Origin of the sequence: Pseudogemmobacter sonorensis (assembly GCF_042762395.1) — a bacterium.
Classification (GTDB): Bacteria; Pseudomonadota; Alphaproteobacteria; order Rhodobacterales; family Rhodobacteraceae; genus Pseudogemmobacter; species Pseudogemmobacter sonorensis.
In genome coordinates this window covers 1-20,235 of sequence record NZ_JBEFZE010000001.1, presented here as the reverse complement: position 1 = coordinate 20,235, position 20,235 = coordinate 1, and the positions used below count along the sequence as shown (strand labels likewise).

Here is a 20,235-nt window from a genome sequence, read left to right as displayed (position 1 = left end):
AGAAATATCCCGGGGGTGAGGCGCCAAAGGCGCCGAGGGGGCGGCGCCCCCTCCCCTCTCAGCCCGGGCCCCCGCCCCCTACTTCTTCACCACCTTGCCGCCGACATGCTTGCGCAACCGGCTGGGCGTATGGAATTTCCGCTCCTTGAACGGATTCTCGCTGCCCTGGCTGCGGAAGAACAGCCGGATCGGCGTGCCCGGCATGTCGAAATGATCGCGCAGCCCGTTCACCAGATAGCGGCGGTAGCTGTCGGGCAGGTCGTCGGGGCGCGAGCATTTGATCACGAAGCCCGGCGGGCGGGTCTTGGCCTGGGTGATATAGCGCAGCTTGATGCGATGCCCGCCCGGGGCGGGCGGCGGATGGGCCTCGACCATCGCCGACAGCCAGGAATTCAGCCGCGCCGTCGGCACCCGGCGGTTCCAGACCGCATGGGCCTTCAGGATCGCCTCGTGCAGCCGGTCCATGCCGCGCCCGGTCCTGCCCGAGACGGTGACCAGCGGCGCGCCGCGCAACTGCGGCAGAAGCCGCTCGAACATCTCCTTGAGTTCGGCCAGCTTTTCCTGCCGCTCCTCCTCCAGGTCCCATTTGTTGACCGCGACCACCACCGCCCGGCCCTCGGTCTCGGCGAAATCGGCGATGCGCAGGTCCTGGGTCTCGAAGGGGATGGCATTGTCCAGAAGCACCACCACCACCTCGGCGAAGCGCACCGCGCGCAGCCCGTCGGCGACCGAAAGCTTCTCGACCTTCTCGACCACCCGCGCCTTCTTGCGCATCCCGGCGGTGTCCCAGATCCGCACCGGCACGCCCTGCCATTCCGCCTTGATCGAGATCGCGTCGCGGGTGATCCCGGCCTCGGGCCCGGTCAGCATCCGGTCCTCGCCCAGGATGCGGTTCACCAGCGTCGACTTTCCGGCATTGGGCCGACCGATCACCGCGATCTGCAAGGGCTTCGCGGCCGAGGGGCGCCAGCTTTCCTCGTCGTCCTCGTCCTCGCTGTCCTCGGGGATGTCGAGATCGGTTTCGGGCAGGATCTCGGCCTCGCGCGCGGCGAATTCCGCGCGCAGCGGGGTCAGGACATGGTAAAGGTCGTCCATCCCCTCGCCATGTTCGGCCGAAAGCCGCACCGGCTCGCCCAGGCCAAGGCTCCAGGCCTCCAGCGCGCCCGCATCCCCCGCCTTACCCTCGGCCTTGTTCACGCCCAGGATCACCCGCGCGCTCTTGCGGCGCAGGATCTCGGCGAAAACCTCGTCCGAGGGGGTGACGCCCACCCGCCCGTCGATCAGGAACAGGCAGATATCGGCCAGTTCCACCGCGCGTTCGGTCAGGCGCCGCATGCGGCCCTGCAGGCTGTCGTCGGTGATCTCCTCCAGCCCGGCGGTGTCGATGACGGTGAAGCGCAGGTCGAACAGCCGCGCATCGCCCTCGCGCAGATCGCGCGTGACGCCGGGCTGGTCATCGACCAGCGCCAGCTTTTTGCCGACAAGGCGGTTGAACAGCGTCGATTTGCCCACATTGGGGCGGCCGACGATGGCAAGGGTGAAACTCATGGCCCGGATCTCCTGAACCCGGGGGCTTACACCGCAATCGCCTCAGCGGAAAGCCAGAAGTTGGCCCGCGCCCGAGACGACGTAAAGCGTGCCGCCCGCCACCGCCGGTTGCGTCGCCGCGCCGCCGGGGATCTCGGCGCTGTGGACCAGCCTGCCGCCGACCGGATCGAAGCCGCGCAGCACCCCGTCGGACGAGGCGACCCAAAGCCGCCCGCCCGCCAGGACCGGCCCGTAATGGGCATAGACCGCCTTGCGCTTCCTGGCGCGGTCATCCTGGAAATAGGGCATTTCGACTTCCCATATCACCCGGCCGCTGGCCGCGTCCAGCCGCACCAGCCGCGCCTCGTCATTGACGATGAAGACCGAGCCGCCCGCCACCGCGGGGGGCCCGAGCGCGCCCTCGCCCGCCGACCAGATCTGCGCGCCCGAGCCTGCGTCGATCGCCACCGTGCGGCCCGCCCCGGTCCCGGCGTAAAGCACGCCGCCGACAAGCGCCGCATCCCCGGTCACGTCGTAGCTTTGCGCATAGGCGCGCCCCAGCCGCTTGCCCGCAAGCGAGGCCTGCCAGACCTTGGTGCCGCCGCCCACCTTCAGGACCGCCATCAGATCGCCCGCCCCCGAGGGGAAGATGACCGCGCGGTCCCCCACCGTGGGCGCGGCGGCGCCCAGGAAGCCCGAGGGGGCCGGGCTGCCGACGACCTGCCAGACCACCTTGCCATTCGCCGCCTCCAGCGCCCAGGCGGCGCCGTCGCGGGCGGTGACATAGACGCGCCCGCCGTCGACGGTGGGGGCGCCCTGCACCGCCGAATCGACGCGCTGGCTCCAGACCACGCGGCCGGTGGCGGCGTCGAGCGCGACCACCTCGCCATAGGCTGTGGTGACGAACAGGCGGTCCCCCCCGGCGGCCAGCCCGCCGCCCGAGACCGCGCCGCCCCGGTCGAAGACCGCCGCCAGATCGGCCTGCCACAGCGCCGCGCCCGAGGTCGAGACCGCCGAGACCACCGAGGCCGCATCCAGCGTGAAGACCCGCCCGCCCGCGACCACCGGCGCGGCCGAGATCCGGGCGCGCCGGGACGAGCCCTGGCCGATGGCCTGCGCCCAGACCAGGCTGGGCGCGGACGACAGCGCCGCATGGGGCGCGGCATGGCGGGCATTGCCGCCGCGCTGCGCCCAATCGGCATTGGACTGGACGGCGGGCAGGCTGATCGGGCGGCTTTCCGAGGCAGGGCCACCCGCTGGCGCGCGCGGCGCGGGCTGGCCCTCTTGCGGGATCGAGGCGGCGAGATCGTCGCGCACCGAGAACCGCTCGCCCGGCAGGATCAGTTCGCGCTCGCCGCAGGCGGCCAGCGCGAGCGACAGCGCGGCGCCGCAAAGCGCGGCGCGCGCCAGCGGGTGGCCCGGGGCGGCATAGGCATTGCGGCCGGGGGCGGATCCGCCCGGGGGCAGGTGCCGCGCGACCGGGGCTTGCGTGGCGGGGGCTTGCGTGGTCGGGTCCCGGGGGCGCATCGCTCCCGAAGCCCGATCCGAGGTCGCACCCGAAGCCACCAACGAAACCATCTGCGAAATCGCACCCGAACCGGACGGTTCCGAACGCATCGGCCCTGCCGCAACGATCTGGCGTTCCTTACCCACGATCCCCTGCCCCTTCATCCGTCGGTTTCCGATGCCCCGAAGGGCATGGATCAGTTCTCAACAGTGCCGTCTTCGCCGTTCTGGCCGCCCGCGCCCGCATCAACGGAGCCCGCATCACCTGCCGCCGTATCCGGTATCGGCGCGCCCGCCGCGGCCGAACCCGCGGCAAGAACCGCCGCGATCTCGGTCGCGCGCTGGCGCAGGGCGGCGCCCGCATCCTCGGCGCCCGCAAGGAAGGTCAGCGCGGCCACCGCCTCGTCGGTCCGGCCCTCTTCCAGCAAAAGATAGGCCAGTTGCTCGGCCGCGAGCGCCCGGTAGGGCCGCCCCGGCGCCGCGATGCCTTCCAGCGCCGCGCGCCGCTCGGCCACCGGCGCCTCGGCGCCAAGCACGCCGACCCGGCGCAGCACCGCAAGGTCGCGCCAGGCCTGCGGGGCCGAGGCATCGGCGATCACCCGCTCCAGCGCCGCCAGCGCGCCCGCGCGGTCGCTTTCGGGGTCCGAGGCCACCACCATGTCGCGCATGGTCAACTGCCGCCCGTCGGCGGGGACGGTGGCCAGGGCCTGGGCGCGATCCTCGGCGCCAAGGTCGAGCGCATCCAGAAGCCCGTCGCCGAAGGCCTGGGCGCGCGCCTCGGCCCTCGCCTTGAGGATCTCGTTGGCGGCGGTGCCGCCGACGATCCCCAGGATCAGCACGACGCCGATCCAGCCATAGCGCCGCAACAGGCCGTAAAGCCGGTCGCGACGGACCTCTTCGGCGACTTCCTGGATGAAGCTGTCGGAATTGCTCACTGCCTGGGGCCTTCCTGCCGTTTGCCCGTTCTGTCTTTCGTGCCCTTGCGCGCGGGCCAGCCGCCCACCCCTGCGCGCCCCGAAGGCATATGCGCCGCCCCCGGGGCCCGATGGCCGAAGCCTCGGGACCGGTTTGCCCCGTCTTACAGGGATTCCCGCGCCATTGCCAAGCCCTGCGAGGGGAATGGAAAACCGCGAAGGGCGGGACCCCGCCGCCGCCCCGGCCGCGCCAACGGCCCCTGCCTGCGGCCCCGGCCTAGCGCAGCCGCATAATCTGCGCACCCATGTTCGCGGGCGCCATGCCGGGGTCAGGGTCCGCCCCGGCCTGGCCAGAGCAACCCGTCCGCAAAAACCGGCCCGCGAAACCGGCCCGCAAAAACCGGCCCCTGCGCCGCGCCCCGGATCCGGCACACCTGCCCTGCGGGCCTAGCGCCCGGCCCGGATGCGGAAATCCTCCAGCCAGCCGTAATAGACCGGATCGTTCAGCCGCCCCTCGGCGTCGAGCCATTCCATGATCTCGAGCGCCTCGGTCACATAGGCGGCGGCGTCGGTGTAATACAGCGCGGCCCGGTCCAGCGCCACGACAAGGCCAAGCAGCGCCAGGGTGTCGCCCGGGCTCTGGCCGACGATCCAGCGCTGGATCGCCAGGGCCTCCTCCTCGATGGCGGCGCCTTCGCGATATTCCCCGGTCTCAAGGAAAGTGGCGCCGTAATTGTGCAAGGTCACCACCAGCTCGCGCTGGCGGAACAACGAGGCCGGGTCCTGCCCCGCGATCCAGCGCCGGATCGCCACCGCACTCTCCAGCTCGACCCGGGCGGCGCGATGCTCGCCCATGTCGCGCAGCGCCTCGGCCATCCGCTCAAGCGCGGTGGCGTAAAGCGAGGCGGCCTCGACATCGTAGGGATCGGCGGAAGAGACCGCATAGCCCGCCTCGGCCATGATGCGGAAGATCGGCAGCGCGCGGTCGGGCGCGCCGAGCAGAAGCTCGGCATCCCCCAGCCGGTTCGCCGCCACCAGCCGGTCGATGGTGAACTGGCGGTCGCCGGGGCGCAGTTCCAGCAGCCTGGCCGTCACCTCAAGCGAATCGCGCGCCACCACCGCCGCAAGGCCGCCATCGCCCTGGTCCATCAGGATGCTGGCCCATATGTTCTGCGAGACGGTAAGGTCGCGCAGGTAAAGCGTGTCGTCGGGATGGCGCGCCACCAGCGCCTCGTTGATGGCGATGGCCTCGGCGGCCATCTCGCCCGCCTGCGCGCTGTCCTCAAAGCGCAGCATCTCGGCCAGATTGACCAGAACGATGCCCAGATCGCGCTGGTAAAGCACCACCCAGGGGTCGGCGTCGACCAGGCGGCGGCGCAGCTCCAGCGTCTCCAGATAGGCGGCGAGCGCGCGATCCATGTCGTCGAGCGCCGCATGGAACAGCGCGAGCTTCTCATAGGTCACGCCAAGATCGCGCTGGCGCGGCAGGTTGGTCGGATCCAGCGCCACGATGGCCAGGCGCAGATCGCGCGCGCGCTGGTAAGAGGCCAGCGCGCCGCCATGCTCGCCCTCGGCCAGATAGAGGTCGCCAAGCCGCTCGTGGCTGACGCTCAGGTCGCGCGCCCATTCGGTATTGGCGGCGTCGAGCGCGACCAGTTCCTCGCGGATCGTCATCGCCTGGACATGCGACATCACCGCCGAACCCGCATCGCCGCGGCCGTAATGGATGTCGCCGATCCGCTCGTAGGTCACCGCGAGGTCGCGGCGCAGCAGCATATGCGAGGGATCCCGGGCGACCAGCTCCTCACGGATGTTCAGCGATTCGAGATAGATGGCCAGCGCGGTGTCGAGATCGCCCTCTGCCGCCGTCATGTCGGCCAGCCGCTCCAGCCCCACCGACATGTCGCGGCGCATGCTGGGATCGTTCGGAAATTCGTTCCACAGGCTCTGCGCGATCCGCAGGGATATGTCGAAGGCCGCCCGCGCCGCCGCGTAATCGCCCATCGCGGCATGGACGTCGCCGATCCGCTCCTGCGTGTAGGAGACGTCCTGGAGATAGACGATCCGCGTCGGATCGGTCTCCAGCAGCGCCTCGGCGATGGCAAGCGCCTCGGCATAGGCGGCAAGGGCTCCGGCGTGGTCGTTCTGGGCGTAGCGCACCTCGCCCAGCTTGTTCTGCATCACCGCGCGGTCGCGCATCAGGTCGCGGTCGTCGGGGTTCTGGTCGCTCTGGCGCTGGCTGAAGGTGAAGGCGTTCATGAAGGCCTCTTCGGCCTCGCGCAGATAGCCGAGCTGTTGCAGAACCGTGCCGGCATTGTTCAGCGCCCAGATCAGCTCGCGCGTCCAGCCCAGGTCGAAGGGCTCGGCCCGGGCCTGGCGCTCAAGGAATTCGGCGCGGGTCATATGGGCGCCGAGCGCGCCGAAACTGTTCCCCGCGATCAAGTGCAACTCGCCCAGGCCGGCCAGCGCCATGACATAGGCCAGCCGGGTCTCGCGGTCGGGCAGGTCGGATTCGATCTCGGCGTAAAGCTCGACCGCGCGGGTCAGGTCGCCGATGGCAAGATCGTAGCGCAGGTCCGTGCGCGCCGCATTGGCGTTCAGCACATGGGTCGAGGCCTCGGACAGCGTCCGGGTCAGGTAATTGTCGCGGATCGCCAGCCGCGCCGTCGAATCGATCGCCGCCGCCTCGGTCAGCCGCGCCCGCGCCGCCTCGAAGGCGCCCAGCGACAGCGCCTCCTCGGCCTCGGCCCGCAATTGCGCCACGCGCGGATCGTCGGAGGCGTATTTCACCAGTTCCGACTGGAACGCCGCGTAGGAGCGCGCGGCCTCTTCCAGCTTGCGCCGCCGCTCTTCCACGTTTTCGCGCGCCAGATCGCCCGAGATCAGCGCGGCGTAAAGCGGCGCGAGGGGCATGTTGTTGGCCTCGGCCACGCTTTCGACCTCATGGCGCAGGGTCTCGGTCAGCCCGGCCATGGCCATCAGCAACTGGTCGCGTTCGGGCAGTTCGCCCGCCTCGGCGATGAAGACCAGCTCCGGCAGGCCGCTTTCGATATAGGGCAGTTGCCGCCCGCGCGAGCGGTCGTAGACATCCTGCTGCACCAGCGTCAGCGCCGATTTCAGTTCCACCCCGCCGGTGGCGAAATGGCGCAGCAGCGCCGAGGTGAAGGGCGAATTGCGCCCGTCGCCGTCCGAAGCGGTCTCTCCCGGCGCGGCGGCGAAGGCGAAGAGCACCCCGTCCGCGCGCCCGATCCGCCCCAGCCCCGGCACCGGGGGCGGGCGGTCGGCCGGATCCTCATCCAGCGCCACCGCGCCGCGCCCGTCGCCCGATCCGCCGATGCCCCCGAAGGGATCGTCGCGGCAGGCGTCGAGCAGCACGATCGAGACCGGCGCCACCTCGTCGAGCACCGCCTGGACCGCCGAGAGCGGCAGCGAGGTCTCGGCCAGCCGCGCCGAGGAGGTGATCTCGGCATCCGTGGGCAGCAGATAGTTCACGCCCTCGATGGCGACGCCATGCCCGGCGTAGAAGAACAGCGCCACATCCGCCCCGGCGGCGTCCTGGCGGAAATCCTCCAGCGCGCGCAGGCTGCGGCTCAGGTTGCGGTCGCTTTCCAGCCAGACCTCGAAGCCCAGGCTTTCGAGCAGTTCCTCCATCGCCCGGGCGTCGTTCACCGGATTGGCCAGATCGCGCAGGTTCCGGTAATCCTCGACCGCGAGGACAAGCGCGACCCGCCGCTCGGCCATGGCCGAGGAGGCAAGGCCGATCACGATCACCAGCGCGATGATCACCCGCCCGAACATCACCTTCCCCCGATCTGCACAACCCCCGATCCCTGCAACCCTCGATCCCTGCGACAACGGCCCGCACCAAGCAATGGCGCGCCCGTGCCGCAGGGTCAAAGGAAAACCGCTGCGGGCAAGTGGGGAATCGCAAGCGGCGCTGGACAGCGCCGCAAGGGCGGGCATGGCGGCACAGGTCGGTGGGGGCGGCAGTGGCGGGCCCGGCGACAAGGGTCGGCACGGCAGTGAGGGTCGGCACGGCGGTGAGGGTCGGCACGGCGGTGAGGGAAGCCCCCCGGCACGGGCGGGCATGGCGGCACGGGCGGGCATGGCGGCACGGGCGGGCATGGCGGCGCCCGGCCCGCGATCAGACGGCCCGCGATCAGACGACCGGGGGCCGCCCGCCCTCAGGCCGCGGCCTCTTCCTCTTCGGCGATCTGCTGCGCCCACATCGCGGCATAGATGCCGTGGCGCTGGATCAGATCCTCATGCCGCCCCTCCTCGACCACCTCGCCCTGGTCCATCACCAGGATCCGGTCGGCATCGGCGATGGTCGAAAGCCGGTGGGCGATGGTGATCACCGACCTTCCCTGCCCCATCTCGCGCAGCGAATCCTGGATCGAGCGTTCGGTGCGGGTGTCCAGCGCCGAGGTCGCCTCGTCCAGGATCAGGATCGGCGGGTTCTTCAAAAGCGTGCGCGCGATGCCGACGCGCTGCTTCTCGCCCCCCGAAAGCTTCAGCCCGCGCTCGCCCACGGCGGTGTCGTAGCCCTCGGGCAGGCTCATGATGAAATCATGGATCCGGGCGGCCCGGGCGGCGGCGGCGATCTCTTCCTCGGAGGGCGAATCCTTGCCATAGGCGATGTTGTAGCGGATCGTGTCGTTGAAAAGCACGGTGTCCTGCGGCACCACGCCGATGGCGGCATGCAGGCTGGACTGGGTGATCTCGCGCAGGTCCTGGCCGTCGATGCGGATCGCACCGGAACCGACGTCGTAGAAGCGGAACAGCAGCCGCCCGATGGTGGATTTCCCCGATCCCGAATGGCCGACAAGCGCCAGCGTCTGGCCCGGCGCCACGCGGAACGAGACGCCCTTGAGGATCTCGCGCCCCGGATCGTAGGAAAAGCGCACCTCGTCGAAGACGATCTCGCCCCCGGTGACGGCAAGGGGGCGGGCGTCGGGGGCGTCCAGCACCTCGGCGGGCTGGCCCAGGAGGCCGAACATCTGCCCCATGTCGACCAGCGCCTGGCGGATCTCGCGGTAGACCGAACCGAGGAAGTTCAGCGGCATGGTGATCTGCATCATATAGGCGTTGACCATGACGAAGTCGCCCACCGTCATGCGGCCCGCCTGCACGCCCTGCGCGGCCAGCACCATCACCGCGACCAGCCCCGCCGTCATCAGGAAGGTCTGGCCCACGTTCAGCATGGCCAGCGACAGCCCGGTCTTGACCGCCGCCGCCTCGTATCTGCGCATGGCGCCGTCATAGCGCCCCGCCTCGCGCGTCTCGGCGTTGAAATATTTCACCGTCTCGTAGTTCAGCAGGCTGTCGACCGCCTTCTGGTTGGCGTCGGTATCCTCGTTGTTCATCTCGCGCCGGATGCGGACGCGCCATTCGGTGACCTTGAGGGTGAAGAGGATATAGACCGCGACCGTCACCGCCACCACGGCGGCGAAGCTCCAGCCGAAGGCCAGGACGAAGATCGTGGTGATCATCAGGATCTCGAGGATCAGCGGCCCGATCGAGAAGAGAAGGAAGCGCAGGAGGAAGTCGACGCCCTTCACCCCCCGCTCGATGATGCGCGACAGCCCCCCCGTGCGGCGCGAGATGTGATAGCGCAAGGACAGGCGGTGGATATGCTCGAAAGTCTCAAGCGCCAGGCGGCGCAAGGCGCGCTGGCCCACCCGCACGAAGACCGCGTCGCGCAATTCGCCGAAGGCGATGTTCATCACCCGCGCCATGCCATAGGCCACGACCAGCCCCACCGCGCCGATCGCCAGCGCATCGCCGCCCGCGCCGTCCAGCGCGTCCACCGCCAGCTTGTAGAGCCAGGGCACCGTGACCGCGATCACCTTGCCCATGATCAAAAGCAGCATCGCCAGCACCACCCGGCGCTTCACCCAAGGCTGCCCCTCGGGCCACAGATAGGGCACGACGCGGCGCAGCGTCTCGGCCCCCGGCGCGGCGGGGATCTCGGATCCGGCGGCGGCATTGGCGGGGCGGTCCCCGGTGGCGGAAGGGTAGAAACTGGGAGAGCGCATCTGGTGATCCGGCAAATCGACGAATGGGCTTGCGCCCCGAACGGCGATCCCGGCCAGGCCGACGGACGGCGAAGGCTGGGGTCCGGCCCGGGGCTCCGGCGGGGCGGGGCGGGGAAGCGCGGCCCGAGGCTGCGCCTATCGGCGCGGGTCGGCCCTTTCCGTTCTTCAAGGAGGCCCTGAGATAGTCGCGCCCCGGGGTGGAGTAAAGGGGGGTGGAGTAAAGGGGCGGCCGGGAAAGCGGGGCCCTCGGAGCGTCCCGCCTGACGCGAGCGCGCGCCCGCCGCCGGATCGACTGCGGCACGGGCGGGACGGGGCGGCCCCATCCGATGGCCCCTGCCAACGGCGCACCGCCCGCGCGGCAAAGCCTCCACCGAGAAGTCGCTCACCGCAGCGCCCGCCCCGAGAAGGATCGCAGGCGGGCGGCATCCGGTTTCACGGCCCGCCTGAGGCACCGCGCCCCAACCTCGGCACGCCGACGCAGGGCTGCCCGCCTCTCGGCTTCCCATGTCGCGACGCCCTCCCCCGGCCTCACCGACCCGGCCTCGCGGTGGCGCGCCCTTGGCGTGCCCGCCAACTCGGCACGCCGACGCAGGGCTGCCCGTCTCTCGGCACCCCATCGCGGGGGCTCCGGCCTCGGTCTCCCGCTCTCGCGGCCCGCCTGAGCACGGCGTCCCAACCTCGGCACACCGGCGCAGGGCTGCCCGCCTTTCGGCTTCCCATCGCGGGGGCTCCGGCCCGCTGTCGTGGTTGCCGGGGGCAGCGCCCTGCCCGCCCTCGCCTCGCCCCCCTCAATTCCCCGGGATGGTGAAGACCTGGCCGGGATAGATCAGGTTCGGGTCGCGGATCTTGTCGCGGTTGGCTTCATAGACCTGCACATAGAGCAGCCCGCCGCCCAATTCGTCGCGCGCGATGGCCCAGAGCGTATGCCCCGGCTGGACGGTGATCGTGACCGGGCGGGCGGGCGGCGCGGGGTCGGCCGCGGTTTCCGCCGGGGATGCGGCCGCAGGCGGCGGGTTGGCCGAAACGGCGCCCGCCGGGATCGGGGCCTCGGGGGGCGTGTCCTGAGGAATCGGGGCCTCGGAGACCGGGGCCAGGGCGGGCGCGGCGCCAACGCCCGGCTCGGCGGCGATTTGCGCGGGGGCCGGATCGGGGGGCTGGGCCGAGGTCTGGTCGGGCGCCTGTCCGGCAGCCTGCTCGGGGACCTCTTCGGGGACTGCGACGCCCGGCGCCGCACCTGCGGTGGCAGCCGCCAGCGCCTCCAGCGTCTCGCGCCGGAACGGGGTCTCGAACCGCGCCGTCACCTCGCCCTCCGGGCCAAGCTGGTCCACGCGCAGGGTGTAGAGGCCGGGCGCCACATCCGCCAGCGTGGCCAGCCACTTGCCCCCCTCGGGCACCCGCGCCTCGGCCCGCGCGGCATTGTCGAGATAGATCCGCAGGCCCGCGCCGGGCTGGCCCGCGCCGCCGATCTGCACCTCGCCCGAGGGCGTGTAGGTGATGGTCTCGACCGAGACCGGCGCGAGGGTCGCGCCGCCGGTCGTGGGGGCGGATTCGGCGGCGGCGGGCAGGGGCTGGTCGGCCTCGGCGGCGGCGGCCTCCTGCGGGAGAGGGGCTTCCTCGGGCAGCGGAGCCTCCTGCAGCAGAACCGCGCCCTCGCCCGTGACCAGAAGCGCGGCCGGGGCGGCGGGGGAATCGGCCTCGGCCGCGGCGGGAGCCGTCCCAGGTCCGGTATCGGGCCCCACGATCGGGCCAAGCGCCACGCTTTCGACCGAGGCGATCCCGCTGCCGTCCGCGAGCAGCATGTAGAGCGTCATCAGGCTGGGCGCGGGATTGGGCGCAAGCGTGGTCACCACGGCGAATTCGCCCGCCCCGCTGGCGCGGGTCTCGGCCACGGAGGTGCCGTCGATCAGGACCTGGACGGTGGAATGCGGCGCGGCAAAGCCCGCGATCACCGCCGAGCCGGTGGCGGTCACCGCCCAGGTGCCGATCCGGGGGAGCGCGGTCTCCGGGGCCGCCCCGGCCTCGGTCACAGGCGCGGTCGCGGGCGCGGCACCCGCTGCGGCCGATTCGGGCGGCACCGCCGCCGCCGCGACCGGCAGGTTCTCGGGCGCGGCGGGCTCGGAGCGGCGCGCATCCCAGACCAGATAGCCGACCAGGGTCGCCGCCCCCGCCACCGCCGTCACCGCCCCCGCCCATCCCCCGGCCTTCGCCGCCGCCCAACCTGCCATCGCATCCGTCCCTTTCCCAAGCCCCCGCGCGCCATGATCTGCGCGCGGCGGAATTCCGCTCTTTCCGCCCCGGCGGGCAAGCTGCCCCGGCGACCCGTCTTTGCCCGAGGCCCGTCTTCCCCAGGGCCATCCTTCCCGGACGGCCGGTCTTCTCGACACGATGCCCTGGGGGGCGCGCCTGCCGCCTGTGCGGAACGCAAGGGCCGGTCCCGCCCTCGGGCACGGACCTTGCGTTCACGGACCTTGCGTTTTTCCGGCGCGACGACGGGCTGCCCCATCGCCTCGCGGCGGATTCTGGCTTAGGAATCCCGATAGACCCTCCTCTGGCAACAGGAATTCAGGTTTTCCCATGACCAAAGCTTCGATCTGCGTCTTCTGTGGCTCTCGTCCGGGCAGCAATCCCGCCCATGCCGCCTCGGCCCGCGCCTTTGGCAAGGTGATCGCCGCGCGCGGCTGGCGGCTGGTCTATGGCGCGGGCGACGTCGGGCTGATGGGCGAGGTCGCCCGCGCGGCCCAGACGGCGGGGGCGCCCGCGCTCGGCGTGATTCCCGTCCACCTCCTGGGGGCCGAGAAGGGCAAGCGCGACCTGACCACCTTCGTCATCACCGAGGACATGCACGAGCGCAAGAAGGTGATGTTCATGAACTCGGACGCCATCGTGGTGCTGCCGGGCGGCGCGGGCAGCCTTGACGAATTCTTCGAGGTGCTGACCTGGGCGCAGATCGGGCTGCACGCCAAGCCGATCTTCCTGCTGGACACCGACGGCTACTGGCAGCCGCTGGTCGCGCTCTTGAACCATGTCGTGGCCGAGGGCTTCGCGCCCGGCGGCCTGTCGGGGCTTTACCGGCTGGCCCCGGACGTGGCCGCGCTGGAAGCGGCGCTGGCCGGGGCGCTGGCGGGCCAGGAAACCATCGCCGAAGCCCTGGGATGAGCGGCACCCCGGCGCGCGGCATGGACGACGACCGGCTGCGCGCCGCCCTGCGCGCGATCGGCATGGCGGCCTTCGTCAGGCATCTGGACCTTTTCAAGGGGCCGCAGGGTCACGCGGAGGCCGCCGCCGAATTGCAGGGACGCAGCGGCTGGACCGCGCATTCGTGCCGCAGCCGGGTGTCGAAGGCGCGGGCCATCCTCGCCTCGGGGCGCGAGGGGGACGCGCTGGCGATGATCGCCGCATCGGAAAGGGTGGAGGCAGACACAAGCCGGGCCGCCCGCGCCATCCTGCGGCGCGAAGGCTAGGGCAAAAACAAAACCCCCGCAGGCCGGACCTGCGGGGGTTCGTCATTTCCGGCGCGGAAGGCCGCGCGGCGGCCGGGCTCAGAGCTTGGCCGCGACCGCTTCCCAGTTCACCAGCTTGTCGAGGAAGTTCGTGAGGTAAGCCGGACGCTTGTTGCGGAAGTCGATGTAGTAGCTGTGCTCCCACACATCGACGCCCAGAAGCGCGGTCTGGCCGAAGACCAGCGGGTTCACGCCGTTCTCGGTCTTGGTGACCTTGAGGCTGCCGTCCTTGTCCTTGACCAGCCAGGCCCAGCCCGAGCCGAACTGGCCCGCGCCGGCGGCGGCGAACTCTTCCTTGAACTTGTCGACCGAGCCGAAGGCCTCGGTCAGCGCACCCTCCAGCGCGCCGGGGATCTTCTTGTCTTCGCCCGGGCCCATCACTTCCCAGAACAGGTTGTGATTCCAGTGCTGCGAGGCATTGTTGAAAATGCCGTTCTGCGCCACCGCACCGGCCTGGTAGGTGCCGGTCACGATGTCCTCAAGCGATTTCGATTCCCATTCGGTGCCCGCGATCAGCTTGTTGCCGTTGTCGACATAGGCCTTGTGGTGAAGGTCGTGGTGGTATTCCAGCGTTTCCTTCGACATGCCGAGGGGCGCAAGCGCGTCATGGGCATAGGGAAGATCGGGAAGGGTGAAGGCCATGGCAGACTCTCCTGTTCGAGGGATGGCGTTACCCGCCGAATAAGGGCGCATAACGCCGGAAGGTCAAGTGCGACCCGGGGCACGAGGACATGTCCCCGGGCGCACAGAAAGGCGCCGCACCCGCTGCAACCCGGAGACGGCGACCGAAAACCCGGCGGTGCAGGTCCTCGTCCCCCAACGCGCCGCGCTCAGGAAAGTTCCGCGCCCGGTTGCGCCGAATGGGTCAGGACATCCATCACATAGCCCGCGACCGAACGGAAGCAGACCAGCGTGAAACCGCCCTCCGCCGCCCAGAAGGCCGCTGCCACCTGCGCCAGGCGCGAGCGGCGCAGCTCTCCCGGCGCCAGCGCGTCCAGATCGGCCGGGGTCAGCTTGCGCAGGACCTGGTCGGCGCGCGGCCCCTCGATGCGCAAGAGCGCCCGCGCGTCGGACACATCCACCGCAAGGTGATGCGCCCCCGCCATGGCATCGGCGATCACCCGAAGCGCCGGGCCCACCTCGTCCCGGGGCAGCAGCAGCAGGAATTCGTCCGGCCCCATCCAGCCGACCGAGCGGCCCTCGGTGGTGACGATCTGGCGGGCGGCGGGCAGCGGGCCGCCGGTCACCGCCATGACGGCGGCCTCAAGCCCCGCCGCGCCGGGCCGGGCGCGCAGGGTGATCATGCCCTGGGCGGGCGCCTCGCGCACCCGGGCGAAGCCGTGGAATTCGGCGCCCGCCAGCGGCGTGACGGGGGATATCTGGACCGGATCAGGCATTCAGCTTCTCTCCTTCCGGGTCGAGGAACACGGGCGAGACCACGCGCGCCCGGATCGGGCCCGCCTTCTCGTCGCCCTCGATCCGGGTCAGCTCCACCTCTTCGCCAAGGCGCGAGGGGCCGTGTTTCAAAAGCCCCATGGCGATGCCCTTTTGCAGATTGGGCGACCAGTAGGTCGAGGTGACGCGCCCCTGGGCGTTTCGGAAGCCGTATCGGTTGTGCCCCCCGGCCAGCACATAGGCGCCATCGGGCAGGACCGAACCGTCGAGCGATTCGAACCCCACCAGCTTCCAGCGGTCGGGCGCGGCAAGGAAGCTGCGCTCCATCCCGCGCTTGCCCAGGAAATCTGCCTTCTTCTTCGACACCGCCCAGTCGAGGTTCAGGTCCTGCGGGATCACCGTGCCGTCGGTCTCGTCGCCGATCATGATGAAACCCTTCTCGGCGCGCAGCACATGCAGCGCCTCGGTGCCGTAGGGCATCAGGCCCAGATCCTCGCCCGCCTCAAGGCAGGCCTGCCAGAAGGCCGCGCCCTGCCCGGCGGGCACGGCCACCTCATAGCTGAGTTCGCCCGAGAAGCTGATCCGGTAGACCCGCGCCGGAATGCCCGCCAGATCCCCCTCGGCATGGGTCATGAAGGGCAGCGCCGCCTTCGAGACATCCAGGCCGCCAAGCCGCTCCATCACCTCGCGCGCCCTGGGGCCGACGATGGCGATCTGGGCGTATTGCTCGGTCAGGTTGGCGGTATAGACCTGCCAGTCCCACCATTCGCATTGCAGCCAGTCCTCCATCCAGGCATGGACGCGATCGGCGCCGCCGGTGGTGGTGTGGCAAAGCCAGGTGTCCTGGTCCAGCCGCGCCACCACGCCGTCGTCGAAAAGGAAGCCCTGTTCGTTGCACATCAGCCCGTAGCGGCATTTGCCGGGGGCGAGGTTGCTCATCATATTGGTGTAGAGCATGTCGAGGAACCGCCCCGCATCCGGCCCCTTCACCACGATCTTGCCCAGCGTCGAGGCATCGAGCAGCCCGACGTTGCGGCGCGTGTTCAGCACCTCGCGGTTCACGGCCTGGGCATGGCTTTCGCCGATGCGGGGATAGGTGTAGGGGCGTTGCCACAGGCCCACCGGCTCCATATAGGCGCCCTGGGCGAGGTGCCAGTCATGGATCGGGGTCCTGCGCAGGGGCTGGAAGATCGCGCCCCTCGCCTCGCCCGCCAGCGCGCCGAAGGTGACAGGGGTCCAGGGCGGGCGGAAGGTGGTGGTGCCGGTCTTTGCGATCTCTTGATCCAATGCATCAGAAAGAACGGCCAACCCGTTGATGTTCGAAAGCTTTCCCTGGTCCGTCGCCATGCCCAGCGTGGTGTAGCGTTTGGCATGTTCGACCGAGGCATAGCCCTCGCGCGCCGCCAGTTGCAGGTCCGAGACCTTCACGTCGTTCTGGTAGTCGAGCCACATCTTGGCGCGCAGTTCCGGTCCCGCGCCCGCGGGCATGATCCAGACCGGCTCGACCGGGGCCGAGGGGACGGGTTCGGCCCGCACGGGCCCGGCCGCATCGGCGGGTTCGAGGCCAAGCGCCACCACCGCCTCAAGCCCCGCCCGGGTGGCATCCTCCAGCGCCTCGGCCGCCGAAAGCGCGCCATTGGCGGCCCCGGCGGCGATCACCAGCGCCGATCCGTCATGGTTGCGCGCCGGGCGATCGGGATCGGGGCGGAACATCGCGCCCGCCGCATCCCAGACCAGCTTGCCACCGCAATGCGACCACAGATGGACCACGGGCGACCAGCCGCCCGACATGGCGACGGCATCGCAGGCGATCTCCTCCAGCGCCGCGCCCTCGCCCACCTGAAGGCCGATGGAGACGCCGGTGACCCGCTTGCGGCCATGGACCTTGACGACGCCGCGCCCGGTCTCGACCCGGATGCCCAGGGCGCGGACCCGCCCGGCCAGCGGGCCGGTCGCGGTGGCGCGGGCATCGACCACCGCCGCGACCCGCAGGCCCGCGTCATGCAGCGCCAGCGCGGTCAGATAGGCGTCGTCGTTGTTGGTGACGACCACGGTTCGGTCGCCGGGCGAGACGGCGAAATCCGCCAGATAGTCGCGCATCGCCCCGGCGAGCATCACCCCCGGCACGTCGTTTCCGGCGAAGGACAGCGGACGCTCCATCGCGCCGGTCGCGGCCAGGATCTTGGCCGCCCGGATCCGCCAGAGCCGCTTCCTGGGCCGCCCGTCGCCCGGCGTGTGGTCGGCGATCCGCTCTTCGGCCAGCACATGGCCATGGTCGTGCACCCCCGCCACCATGAAGCGGGTGCGCAGCGTGACATTCTCCATCCTTTCAAGGGCATGAAGCGCGGAATCGATCCATTCCGAGGCGGGCGCGCCGTCGATCAGATCGCCGTCCACCGGCGCGCGGCCGCCCCAATGCGGGCCCTGTTCGGCCAGGATCACCCGCGCCCCCGCCGCCCCCGCAAGAAGCGCGGCGCGAAGCCCGGCGATGCCGCCGCCCGCGATCACCAGATCGGCATGGGCATAGGCGAATTCGTAGCGGTCGGCGTCGGCCTCTTCCGGCGGGCGGCCAAGGCCCGCCGAGCGGCGGATCACCGGCTCGAACAGATGTTTCCAGGCCGGGCGGGGATGGATGAAGGTCTTGTAGTAGAAACCCGCGGGCAGGAAGCGCGACAGGGCGTCGTTGACCGCGCCGATGTCGAATTCCAGGCTGGGCCAGTGGTTCTGGCTGGTCGCGGTCAGGCCTTCGAAAAGCTCGGTCGTGGTGCTGCGCTGGTTCGGCTCGAACCGCGCGCCCTGGCCCAGGCCCACCAGCGCGTTCGGCTCTTCGGCGCCGCGGGCCACGATGCCGCGGGGGCGGTGGTATTTGAACGAGCGCCCGACCAGCACCTGGCCGTTGGCGAGCAGGGCGGAAGCCAGGGTGTCGCCCTGAAAACCGCGCAGTTTCCGGCCGTTGAAGGTGAATTCCAATGTGGCGGAGCGGTCGATCAACCGCCCGCCCGAGGCGAGGCGCGCGCTCATTTCCAGCCCTTCCAGTCGGGGTTTCGGGCCATGATCTTCTCGACGATCGCGGCGGGGGGTTCGGTGGTCTGGGCGGGATAGGTGCCGAAGACCTCAAGGCTGAGGGTGTCGCGGGCGGCGAGGAACCACTTGCCGCAGCCGTAGCTGTGGCGCCAGCGTTCGCAATGCACGCCCTTGGGGTTCTTGCGCGCGAACATGTAGGATTCGAACTCGGCGTCCGAAGCGCCGGGGCCGAAGCGTTTCAGATGCGCCTCGCCACCCGGGGAGAGTTCGGTCTCTTCGGCGGCGATGCCGCAATAGGGACAGGTCAGGATCAGCATGGCGGGAACCTCCGGCCGCTCGAAAGGGGGACGCCCCGGGGGGCTGCCTGCCCCCCGGCCCCCCCGGGGATATTTGTGCCAAGATGAAGGGGGCGGATCCGGCCGGGCCGGTGGGCGGCGGCGCGGCGCGGGTTTGGCGTGGCGGGTGCCTGGCGGAGGGCCGGGCCCTGGCGGAGCGGGGGGCGCGACATCAATGGGCCACCCCGGCGGCGACGGATTCGTCGATGAAGCGGCCCTCGCGGAAGCGCCACATGTCGAATTCGGAGGCCAGGGCGCCGGGCTCGCCTTTCGCGACCAGTTCGGCCATGGCCCAGCCCGAGCCCGGGATCGCCTTGAAGCCGCCGGTGCCCCAGCCGCAATTGATGAAGCAATTGCCGAGGGGCGTCTTCGAGATGATCGGCGAGCGGTCGCCGGTCATGTCGACGATGCCGCCCCATTGCCGCAGCATCTTGAGGCGCGAGATGATCGGGAAGGTCTCGATCAGGGCGCGCAGGGTTTCCTCGACATGCTGGAAGGAGCCGCGCTGGCTGTAGTTGTTGAACCCATCGGTGCCGCCGCCGATCACCAGCTCGCCCTTGTCGGATTGCGAGATGTAGCCATGGACGGTATTGGCCATCACCACGACGTCGATGCAGGGTTTCACCGGCTCCGAGACCAGGGCCTGGAGCGCCATGCTTTCGATCGGCAGGCGGAAGCCCGCCATTTCGGCCAGGACGCCGGAATGGCCCGCGACGACGATGCCGAGCTTCCTGCAGCCGATGGCGCCGCGCGTGGTCTCGACCCCGGTGACCTGGCCGCCCGACTGGGCGATGCCGGTGACCTCGCAATTCTGGATGATGTCCATGCCCATCTCGGAACAGGCGCGGGCATAGCCCCAGTTCACCGCGTCATGGCGCGCGGTGCCGCCGCGGGCCTGGTATTGCGCGCCGAGGACGGGATAGCGCGGGCCATTCAGGTTGATGATCGGGACCAGGCGCTTGACCTCTTCGGGGGGGATCCATTCGGTCTCGACGCCTTGGAGGCGGTTGGCGTGGACGGTGCGCTTGTAGCCGCGCATCTCGTGATGGGTCTGGGCCAGCATCAGAAGGCCGCGCGGGCTGAACATGACGTTGTAGTTCAGGTCCTGGCTGAGGGTTTCGTAAAGGCTGCGGGCCTTCTCGAAGATCGCGCTGGAGCTGTCCTGGAGATAGTTCGAGCGGATGATCGTGGTGTTCCGGCCCGAATTGCCGCCGCCGAGCCAGCCCTTCTCGATCACCGCGACATTGCGGATGCCGTGGTTCTTGCCGAGATAATAGGCTGTGGCGAGGCCGTGGCCCCCGGCGCCGACGATCACCACCTCGTAGTCGCGCTTCGGCTCGGGGCTGCGCCAGGCGCGCTCCCACCCGGTATGGAAGCGCAGCGCCTCGCGCGCGATGGCAAAGACCGAATAACGTTTCATGCGATGCTCTTTCGTCCTGCCTTGGTCGGGGTCCTCGGATCGGATCGGGCCGGGGCGATTCCCCATCCGCGAGCCCGGACCCGGGGCGCTTCCTGAATGGAACGGCCGCGATGATGGCCCGTGTCCACGAGCGGCGCAATCGGGAAAAATCCGACATCGACCGCATCGGCGGCGAATGGGGCGCGCGCGGGCCTGTGGCAAAAGGCGCGGGAACCGGCCCTTTCGCGCCGGGGCCCGAGCGGTTACATGGCAAGGCCAGCAACCTCGGGGAAGATGGATGGAAAATCTGGGCTTCTGGGCAGCGGCATCGGCCCTGGCGCTTGGCGTGGCGGGGCTTCTGATCCTGTCGCTTCTGGCGGCGCGGCGGGCCGATCCGGCGCCGGTGGCGGCGCGGGATCTGCAAGTCTACCGCGACCAGTTGCGCGAGGTGGAGCGCGACCTGAAACGCGGCACGCTGGCGGCGGCCGAAGCCGAGCGGCTGCGCACCGAGATCGCCCGGCGGCTTCTGGACGCCGACCGGGGCGCCAACCGGGGCGCCGCGCGGCAGGCCGCCGCGCCGACCCGCGCCGGGGGCGC

Annotated in this window: 14 protein-coding genes; 3 read left to right on the top strand and 11 right to left on the bottom strand. The window is 70.5% G+C overall.

The features are described from left to right. Positions 1-78: 78 nt before the first annotated feature. From der to ABNX41_RS00045, 6 genes are all read right to left on the bottom strand, one after another. Positions 79-1,548, bottom strand: coding sequence for a ribosome biogenesis GTPase Der (gene der, locus ABNX41_RS00070; RefSeq protein ID WP_438667673.1), 1,470 nt, complete (start codon positions 1,546-1,548; stop codon positions 79-81). A gap of 42 nt (positions 1,549-1,590) precedes the next feature. Next, entirely contained in the window at positions 1,591-3,054 is a 1,464-nt protein-coding gene (locus ABNX41_RS00065) for a PQQ-like beta-propeller repeat protein (protein ID WP_438667672.1), read from the bottom strand. A gap of 176 nt (positions 3,055-3,230) precedes the next feature. Then, the gene (locus ABNX41_RS00060) at positions 3,231-3,968 is read right to left on the bottom strand and encodes a hypothetical protein (protein WP_438667671.1); all 738 of its coding nucleotides are present in this window, start codon (positions 3,966-3,968) and stop codon (positions 3,231-3,233) included. 426 nt (positions 3,969-4,394) lie between these two features. Next, positions 4,395-7,745 carry a caspase family protein gene (locus tag ABNX41_RS00055; protein WP_438667670.1) on the bottom strand — a complete coding sequence of 1,117 codons (3,351 nt, stop codon included), beginning with the start codon at positions 7,743-7,745 and terminating at the stop codon, positions 4,395-4,397. 386 nt (positions 7,746-8,131) lie between these two features. Beyond that, positions 8,132-9,985 (bottom strand): ABCB family ABC transporter ATP-binding protein/permease, encoded by a 1,854-nt coding sequence (locus ABNX41_RS00050; protein WP_438667669.1) that lies wholly within the window; start codon positions 9,983-9,985, stop codon positions 8,132-8,134. A gap of 788 nt (positions 9,986-10,773) precedes the next feature. Beyond that, on the bottom strand, positions 10,774-12,210 hold the full coding sequence (locus tag ABNX41_RS00045) for a LysM peptidoglycan-binding domain-containing protein (RefSeq protein ID WP_438667668.1): 1,437 nt from the start codon (positions 12,208-12,210) through the stop codon (positions 10,774-10,776). Positions 12,211-12,559: 349 nt separating this feature from the next. Between ABNX41_RS00045 and ABNX41_RS00040 the strand changes: the two genes are divergently transcribed. Continuing rightward, positions 12,560-13,141, top strand: a complete 582-nt coding sequence (locus ABNX41_RS00040; protein ID WP_438667667.1) for an LOG family protein — start codon at positions 12,560-12,562, stop codon at positions 13,139-13,141. Next, entirely contained in the window at positions 13,138-13,446 is a 309-nt protein-coding gene (locus ABNX41_RS00035) for a hypothetical protein (protein WP_438667666.1), read from the top strand. The genes ABNX41_RS00040 and ABNX41_RS00035 overlap by 4 nt, the downstream gene beginning before the upstream one ends. 78 nt (positions 13,447-13,524) lie before the next feature. On the opposite strand, the gene ABNX41_RS00030 is transcribed toward ABNX41_RS00035, so the two are convergent. From ABNX41_RS00030 to ABNX41_RS00010, 5 genes are all read right to left on the bottom strand, one after another. Then, complete coding sequence (locus ABNX41_RS00030) at positions 13,525-14,127, bottom strand: superoxide dismutase (RefSeq protein ID WP_438667665.1); 603 nt, start codon at positions 14,125-14,127, stop codon at positions 13,525-13,527. 188 nt (positions 14,128-14,315) lie between these two features. Next, entirely contained in the window at positions 14,316-14,882 is a 567-nt protein-coding gene (locus ABNX41_RS00025; protein ID WP_438667664.1) for a sarcosine oxidase subunit gamma, read from the bottom strand. Next, entirely contained in the window at positions 14,875-17,901 is a 3,027-nt protein-coding gene (locus tag ABNX41_RS00020; protein ID WP_438667663.1) for a sarcosine oxidase subunit alpha family protein, read from the bottom strand. The genes ABNX41_RS00025 and ABNX41_RS00020 overlap by 8 nt, the downstream gene beginning before the upstream one ends. Beyond that, positions 17,898-18,221: a sarcosine oxidase subunit delta gene (locus ABNX41_RS00015; protein WP_438667662.1), complete on the bottom strand. Its 324-nt coding sequence runs from the start codon at positions 18,219-18,221 to the stop codon at positions 17,898-17,900. Before ABNX41_RS00015 ends, ABNX41_RS00020 begins: the two co-directional genes overlap by 4 nt. Before the next feature lie 190 nt (positions 18,222-18,411). Beyond that, positions 18,412-19,659, bottom strand: coding sequence for a sarcosine oxidase subunit beta family protein (locus tag ABNX41_RS00010; RefSeq protein WP_438667661.1), 1,248 nt, complete (start codon positions 19,657-19,659; stop codon positions 18,412-18,414). Positions 19,660-19,936: 277 nt separating this feature from the next. Between ABNX41_RS00010 and ccmI the strand changes: the two genes are divergently transcribed. Beyond that, positions 19,937-20,235: c-type cytochrome biogenesis protein CcmI (gene ccmI / locus ABNX41_RS00005; RefSeq protein WP_438667660.1), on the top strand; the 299-nt coding region annotated here is incomplete at its 3' end.

Coding starts and splice junctions, on each gene's coding strand:
- ABNX41_RS00045 (WP_438667668.1), bottom strand. CDS start 12,210: ATGGCAGGTTGGGCGGCGGCGAAGGCCGGGGGATGGGCGGGGGCGGTG.
- ABNX41_RS00020 (WP_438667663.1), bottom strand. CDS start 17,901: ATGAGCGCGCGCCTCGCCTCGGGCGGGCGGTTGATCGACCGCTCCGCC.
- der (WP_438667673.1), bottom strand. CDS start 1,548: ATGAGTTTCACCCTTGCCATCGTCGGCCGCCCCAATGTGGGCAAATCG.
- ABNX41_RS00015 (WP_438667662.1), bottom strand. CDS start 18,221: ATGCTGATCCTGACCTGTCCCTATTGCGGCATCGCCGCCGAAGAGACC.
- ABNX41_RS00065 (WP_438667672.1), bottom strand. CDS start 3,054: ATGCGCCCCCGGGACCCGACCACGCAAGCCCCCGCCACGCAAGCCCCG.
- ABNX41_RS00030 (WP_438667665.1), bottom strand. CDS start 14,127: ATGGCCTTCACCCTTCCCGATCTTCCCTATGCCCATGACGCGCTTGCG.
- ABNX41_RS00010 (WP_438667661.1), bottom strand. CDS start 19,659: ATGAAACGTTATTCGGTCTTTGCCATCGCGCGCGAGGCGCTGCGCTTC.
- ABNX41_RS00035 (WP_438667666.1), top strand. CDS start 13,138: ATGAGCGGCACCCCGGCGCGCGGCATGGACGACGACCGGCTGCGCGCC.
- ABNX41_RS00055 (WP_438667670.1), bottom strand. CDS start 7,745: ATGTTCGGGCGGGTGATCATCGCGCTGGTGATCGTGATCGGCCTTGCC.
- ABNX41_RS00025 (WP_438667664.1), bottom strand. CDS start 14,882: ATGCCTGATCCGGTCCAGATATCCCCCGTCACGCCGCTGGCGGGCGCC.
- ABNX41_RS00050 (WP_438667669.1), bottom strand. CDS start 9,985: ATGCGCTCTCCCAGTTTCTACCCTTCCGCCACCGGGGACCGCCCCGCC.
- ABNX41_RS00040 (WP_438667667.1), top strand. CDS start 12,560: ATGACCAAAGCTTCGATCTGCGTCTTCTGTGGCTCTCGTCCGGGCAGC.